At 63.7% G+C, this 6766-nt stretch carries 4 protein-coding genes and 2 rRNA genes; 1 reads left to right on the forward strand and 5 read right to left on the reverse strand.

Annotation, left to right across the window (positions count from 1 at the left end; translation table 11 throughout):
• Positions 1–71: ribosomal RNA gene (locus AC56K1_RS22795) — 16S ribosomal RNA — on the reverse strand; the annotation flags it as partial.
• Positions 72–615: 544 nt separating this feature from the next.
• On the opposite strand from AC56K1_RS22795, the gene AC56K1_RS22800 reads away from it, so the two are divergent.
• Positions 616–2733 (forward strand): TonB-dependent receptor family protein, encoded by a 2118-nt coding sequence (locus tag AC56K1_RS22800; RefSeq protein ID WP_497160059.1) that lies wholly within the window; start codon positions 616–618, stop codon positions 2731–2733.
• Here the strand turns inward: AC56K1_RS22800 and AC56K1_RS22805 are convergent.
• The 4 genes from AC56K1_RS22805 to rrf all read right to left on the reverse strand — a co-directional run bounded on the left by AC56K1_RS22805 (position 2708) and on the right by rrf (position 6590).
• Positions 2708–4213: a GTPase domain-containing protein gene (locus AC56K1_RS22805; protein WP_497160060.1), complete on the reverse strand. Its 1506-nt coding sequence runs from the start codon at positions 4211–4213 to the stop codon at positions 2708–2710. The two genes, AC56K1_RS22800 and AC56K1_RS22805, sit on opposite strands and share 26 nt — an antisense overlap.
• Positions 4210–5691, reverse strand: a complete 1482-nt coding sequence (locus AC56K1_RS22810) for a DUF2868 domain-containing protein (RefSeq protein WP_497160061.1) — start codon at positions 5689–5691, stop codon at positions 4210–4212. The genes AC56K1_RS22805 and AC56K1_RS22810 overlap by 4 nt, the downstream gene beginning before the upstream one ends.
• Before the next feature lie 146 nt (positions 5692–5837).
• Positions 5838–6278: a hypothetical protein gene (locus AC56K1_RS22815; RefSeq protein WP_497160062.1), complete on the reverse strand. Its 441-nt coding sequence runs from the start codon at positions 6276–6278 to the stop codon at positions 5838–5840.
• 199 nt (positions 6279–6477) lie between these two features.
• Positions 6478–6590 (reverse strand): 5S ribosomal RNA (rrf, locus tag AC56K1_RS22820).
• Positions 6591–6766: the final 176 nt, after the last annotated feature.

Below are 6766 nucleotides of genomic sequence, written 5' to 3' on the forward strand. Positions count from 1 at the left end.
TGCCGTTCGACTTGCATGTGTAAAGCATGCCGCCAGCGTTCAATCTGAGCCAGGATCAAACTCTTCAGTTTAATCTCTGTTTGTCGAAACCAGCATTGCTACCGGTTTCGAACCCCTCCCATTGGTCGGGGTTCGCTCACTCAAAATACTGACCGTTACTCATTGCTGAGCAACGTATTTCTTTTTTGTGAACATTTGATAATTTAAGTATTCAAGAGCCGAAGCTCCTGGCACCTTCATCAAACGCCCACACTTATCGACTGTAAATTGTTAAAGAACTGTATTCGATACTGCCTTGCTGCACTCGACGAAGCGTTGTGTTCGTCAGCAGCAGAGAAGAGAGAGTATGCAGTGTTTCGCGTTGCTCGTCAATCCTGTTTTTTGCTTCGTTGCAGATTTCCCTGCGGACCATTGTCGCCGTAACCACTTGATTACGTTAACATTTTCAGGTGTTCACATCAGCATTTACTGCTGAGTGTCCCGAAGCGGAGGCGAACTATAGCAAACGTCATAGGTCCTGTGCAAGGCCTTTTGCGTCAGCGTGCAAATCAGCCGGACGGCATCCCGGCGGTGCTGCAGTTATGATGGCAATCTATCCATCTTGCTCAACAATAAATGCCCCCTCCCCGCACCCATCTGCCGCTCGTCGCCGGCCTGCTCGCCGGCTTCGCCTCCCCTGCCTCTGCCCAATCACCCGCCTCCCCGCAGGCGGTGGTTGTGGTCACCGGCTCGCGCACCGAGCAGGAGAGTTTCGATCTCCCGGCAGCCATCAGTGTTATCGATGCGGAACGCATCGGCGCGGGCCAGCCGCGGGTGAACCTGTCCGAGTCGCTGGTCGCCGTACCGGGCATCGTCGTCCAGAACCGCCAGAACTACGCGCAGGATCTGCAGGTGTCCTCGCGCGGCTTCGGTGCGCGCTCTTCCTTCGGTGTACGGGGTGTTCGCCTGGTGGCGGATGGCATTCCTGCGACCATGCCGGATGGCCAGGGCCAGGCCGCGACCTTCAACCTCGACATGGCGGAGCGGATCGAAGTGCTGCGCGGCCCCTTCTCGGCTTTATATGGCAATCACTCCGGCGGCGTGATCCAGTTGTTCACGCGCGATGGCGAAGGCGCGCCTCGCGTCGAGCTCTCGACTACTGCCGGCAGCAATGGACTACGCAAGACCGACATCAACGCGCAGGGCAAGGCAGGCGCTGTGGGCTATGTGATCGATGCCTCGCGCTTCGACACCGATGGTTATCGCGACCACAGCGCGGCAAGGCGCGACCAGGCCTATGCCAAGCTCACGCTGCCCACAGGCCGCGACGGCAAGCTGACCATCGTGGCGAACTCGCTCGAACAGGACGATACCCAGGATCCGCTCGGCGTCACCTGGCAGACCTTCGAACGCGACCCGCGCGCGGGCGAGATCGATCTCACCGATACGCAGGCGCCGCAGCGCAGCTTCGCGGAACGCTACGACACCCGCAAGAGCATCGATCACCAGCAGCTCGGCCTGAACTGGCAACAGCGCTTCGGTCCGCATCGCCTGCAACTCACGGTCTATGGCGGCAACCGCCGCGTGATCCAGTACCAGTCGTTCTCGCGCGCTTTCCAGCAGCCCGTTACCCACTCGGGCGGCGTGATCGATTTTGACCGCGACTTCCGCGGTGTGGATGTCAACTGGCAGGACGTGCGGGCACTCGGCTCGGGAACGCTGCGCACGACCGTCGGCCTGGAATATGCCGACTCGGAAGACGCGCGCCAGGGCTTTGAGAATTTCGAGGGAACGCTATTCGGCGTGCGCGGACGCCTGCGCCGCGATGAAGACAACCGCCTGACGAGCATCGACCCCTACCTCCAGACGCAATGGGAATCCGGCGCCTGGGTGCTGACCGGCGGCCTGCGTCACACGCGGCTGAAAGTCGGGGTCAGCGACCGCTTCGGCGCCAACGGCGACGACAGCGGCGGCACCGCGTACAACGGCACCGCGCCGGTGATCGGCGTGCTGCGCAAGATCTCGCCTTCGCTGAACGTGTATGCAAGCGCGGCGCGCGGCTTCGAGACGCCGACGCTCAACGAATTGTTCTATTCGGCCACCGGCGCGGGATTCAATTTCGGTCTCACCCCGAGCCGCAGCCTCCATCTCGAAGCCGGCGCCAAGGCGATGTTCGGCGCGAACACGCGGGCCGATATCGCGCTGTTCCAGGCACGCACGCGCGACGAACTGGTCGTCGATGCTTCGAGTGGCGGGCGCACCAGCTACCGCAACGCGGGACGGACGCTGCGCCAGGGACTGGAGCTGTCCCTGGCATCGAGCTTTGCCAATGGGTGGAACGGACAGGTGGCGGCCAACCTGCTGCGCGCCATCTACGACGACGGCTTCGGCGCCATCCCGCAGGGGAACCGGCTACCGGGCGTTCCGCGCGCCAGCCTGTTCTCTGAGCTGGGCTGGACCACCCCGGACGGCAGGGTAAACGCTGCCCTCGAAGCACAGGCGAGCAGCAAGGTGCATCCGGACGACGCCAACACGGCGGTAGCGGCGCCCGGCTATGCCATTTTGAATGCGCGGGTCCAGGCGCGCCAGCAGGTCGGCCGCTGGCGGCTCAAGGAATACCTTCGCCTGAACAACCTGTTTGATCGCGACTATGTCGGCTCAGTGATTGTGGCGGAATCGAACCGGCGCTATTACGAAGCGGCGCCGGGACGCAACTGGATGCTGGGCGTCAGCGCGCAGTACCAGTTCCAGTAACCGCCACCGGCACCGCAGGCGCCGCCAAGGCGGCCGCCGGATACAAACGCGCGAGCACGGCGTCGGCTGCCGGTCCAATCGCCCTGTCGCCGAGCACGATTGCCGCTTCCTGGTCGGGCGCCGCACGCAAGGCCCGCCACAGCGCGGGCAGGTCGCCGGCGTGTTCGGTAACGGCCCGTTCGACTTCGGCCTGCCAGAACGGCGGCGCCTCGCTCTCGACGTAATTCCCGCGCCCGCGCCCGAAGTGCGCCACCGCCAGGTAGCGCAGCAGCCCTCCCGTGAGCAGGGTCTGGAGGAAGGCATCGGCAAACTGCACGGTGTGCTGGTTGCGGTCGGTGCCGACATTGAAACCCCAGGCGGCGCCGGCCATCGTCAAGGCGCCGACAATCGCGCCGAGCAGTGCACCGCCGCCGAGCGTCAGTCCACCGGCCATCAGGTCCGCCGAGAGCCCGGTCGCAGCACCCGACACGACGGCGCCAAGCAATCCGGCCTGCGCCTTGTCGACCGGCGCGCGCACCGCGAAATTTTCGCGCACGCGGGCATTGATGGCAGCTGCTTCGCCTGGATCGAGCCGGTGCAGGACCAGCATGCGCGCCGTCGTCGTGCCGATTTCATCATTCAGGCGCTGCACCAGCGCGGCCATCGCCAGCGCCTGCCGCTTCTGCTCATCCTTGCCCAGCCCGACTGCTTTCAGGGCCGACTTCAGCAGGCCCTTGCCGTCGATCGCGACTTCCTGCTGGTCGCGCGCCGCGACGGCCAGCAGTTCAGCCACCAGGCGCAGCGCGTTACGATAGCGCCGTTCGTTCGCCGCTTCCCACGCTGCGAGCACGCGGGCGTAACCCGCGTGCCTGCCAGGCTCGATCAGCTTCCCAATCGCTTCGTAGAAGACGTGTTCATGCACCCAGCAGCGGGCGAAGGCGTCGAGCGGCAGCACGTCTTTCACGATCGGGAACTGGACGAGGTGCTGCTTCCAGCGTCCCTGCTCGGCCGACTCCTCGGCGCCCGGACGCGGTGGTCCCATCTGGTTGAGCAGCACGGCCACTGGCTTGCCCAGCCACTCGAGGATCTTCATCTCGGACGGCAGGTAGCCGGTATCCTGGGGCGACTCCGACGAGTTGACGAGGTAGAGCACGACGTCGGCTTCTTCCTTGGCCGCGCGCAGCGCCTGCTGGCTGAGCCAGAACGGCCGATCGCGGTAGCGGTCGAACACCTCGCGCAGGAACCAGCCGATCGGGTTGCCCGTCATCGACAATCGCTTGAGCAGCCGCACCGAGTCGCCAAAGCCCGGCGTATCCCACAGCACGAGGCTGTCACCCGCCTCGCTCGATTGCAGCAAGTGCGCTTCCGAGAATTGCGTCACATGGGCGGCGTCGCGCACTTCGCCGACATCGGTGCCGATCAGCGTGCGGGCCAGCGTGGTCTTGCCGTTGTTGGTGTGCGAGACGAGCGCGAACTGGATCTTGACTGGAGCCTCGTTCATCGCAGCTCCGGCAGGGCCAGTCCGGCGCCGAGTTCGACCGGGTATTTGTCGGGCTGGACGAGATTGACGAAGGTGGCCGAGGTGCCGTGGAAGCTGCAGAACTGGCGCCATAGGGCCACCCGCTCGGCGAGCCGCCTCGCATGGTCCGGATGCTCGCCGGCGCGCTCAATGAAGGCCGATTCATCGACCAGCACCGCCACGCCGCGCCGCACCCGTTTTGCCAGATAGTCGAGGATGGCCCCATGGTTTTCGCTCTCCGGCGTGGCGGCGAGGCTGAACAGGACGGCTGTTACCGTGACGCCCGGCTCATCGAGTGCCGTGTCCTGCAGCGCTTCCTTCGCGTCGATGCCGTAGCTGATCGCGGGTCGTAGCTGGACGCGCGTCTGGCCGCCGAGGCTGGCTGCGGCGATCGCCCACAGGCCGCGGTCGCGCGCCTCGTCGAGGCTGTAGCTATATGGGAGGACCCGCAGCAGTGCAGGTGTGCTCGCGCCGATGCTGTCGGCCAGCTTGCGGTAATAGGGCTGGTCGAGGTCGAGCGGGAAGTTGCGCGACAGGCGGTGTGCACGCCAGCCGGCAAATGCGGCCAACAACAGGCGCGGCAACACGACGAGCAGCAGCAGCGTCGCACCGTACAGGTGGACCCAGCGCTCGCCGCTCGCGGTCGACACCGCGCGTCCGAAGCGCAGCAGTTCGATCTCGGCCAGCGAAAATCCCTGGAGGAAGGGAAAGGCATTCATCGCCGGCAGGAACAGCCAGGACAGCAGCGTGTGGACGTCGCGGCCGTCGAGGAAGGTGCTCTCCCATCCGACCACATATTGGGTCAGCAAACCACGCGCGTACAGCGAGGCGATGGCACCCAGGGCGAAGCAGGCGGCTGCGAGATGCACCGTGTGACTCAGGCGTAGCCGCACGAGCGGTTCGCTGAGCGCGGCCCATTCGGTCATGAAGGCGGCGACACCGCTGGCGAGGGGAACCGGCAGCTTGCGCGGCACCACGGCCTTGCCGACGCTGAGGCGCCGCAACAGGTTTGGCCCTGCCCAGCCATGGCGTTTGCCGGGAACGAGCGCCCACACCAGCATGGCCAGGTAGACCAGCAGGTTCCAGCCGATGATCAACAGGAAAGGTGCGGACAGCAGGTCGACGCGGTGCGGATCCGCAATCCGATCGATAGCCGCACCGCTCACGAAGGCCAGGAACGGGAGAGCAAGCCAGAACCCCGACAACCCGAGCTTGCGCCTGGCGAAGCTGCCGAAGGCGGGCGTGCGTTCGCCGAGGCGCTTGAGGATCTGTTCGGAGCGCTGCTCGAGGAAATGGTGTTGGGTGACGGCCGCCTTGCTGTCGGCCGCCTGCCATGCGGCGAGCTCTTTCGCGCTGCGGCTTGCGTATTTGCGGTCGTCGTCACTCAGGACTTCGTGTTTCGCGTCCGCAGACTCGATGGCGCGCACCAGGACGACATTGCGTGCAACCTGTTCGTTCATGCTTTTCCTGTCATGGTTGAAATGGCAAGGCTTATAGCTGCATTGTGCCCCAGTTTCCAGGGAAGAGCGGTTTGGTCTCGTCGCACTGAGGACCGACGTAAAAAAACCCGGAAACGATCCGGGTTTCGGGAAGGCGAGCGGGCAGGTCAACTGCGCGGATTCTTCTTGTTTGCCTTGCTGCCGGAGTCGGACGGAGGAAGGTCCCGACTGCCCTGCGCTCCTTGTGCGCTGCCCTTGCCGGAGTCGGACTGTTGAGAACCCGATTGCTGGTGTTGCTCCATACCGCCCTGCCCGGACCGCTGGGCTTCACCCAGGCGGTTTTGCTCGGCCTGCGCTTGCATCCGCTCGCCACGCTGGCGGGCGCTCCAGCCGCTGTTCTGCGCGCCGGCTCCGCCTCGTTGGCCGCGGTTCAGGTCGGACTGCTGCGAGCCGATGTTCGCCATGGGGAAAGGGGTATCGGGGCCGCCGCGCATGACGGCACCAGGCGCACGCGACTGCAAACTGCCTTCCGCGACAGTCACGGTCTTCGGCTTGTGGATGCCGCGCGCGCGATTGTCACCGCCCGAGTTCTTGTCCTTCGATTTCATGTCCGTCCTCCGTTGTACAGAACCAATGGATCGATCATGCGCGTCGAAGCTGGGCGGCTGTATAGGAGGAGGCTCCGAGGCGCTGTAGGAAAGGTCGGACGATTACCGCTCAGTTAGCGCTGTTGGGAGACATGAAGAAGACAACGTAAAACGCAAAAAACCCCACCAGGATCACCTGGTGGGGTTTTGCTTATAACTAGCCTGACGATAACCTACTTTCACACTGGTTGCAGCACTATCATCGGCGCAAAGTCGTTTCACGGCCCTGTTCGGGATGGGAAGGGGTGGGACCGACTTGCTATGGTCATCAGGCTTTGACTTGTACGAGTCTTTTACCGTTGGCAAAAGAACTCTGAATCTGGAAGAAGTAGTGTTAGTTGGGTAGCTGTATCAACAAACTTGCAGCTGTATTCCTGACTTGTCTATACCTACCAAGGTTATAGGGACAAGCCGTACGGGCAATTAGTACTGGTTAGCTTAATGCATTA

The organism is Telluria sp. ZB4P37, assembly GCF_059685855.1.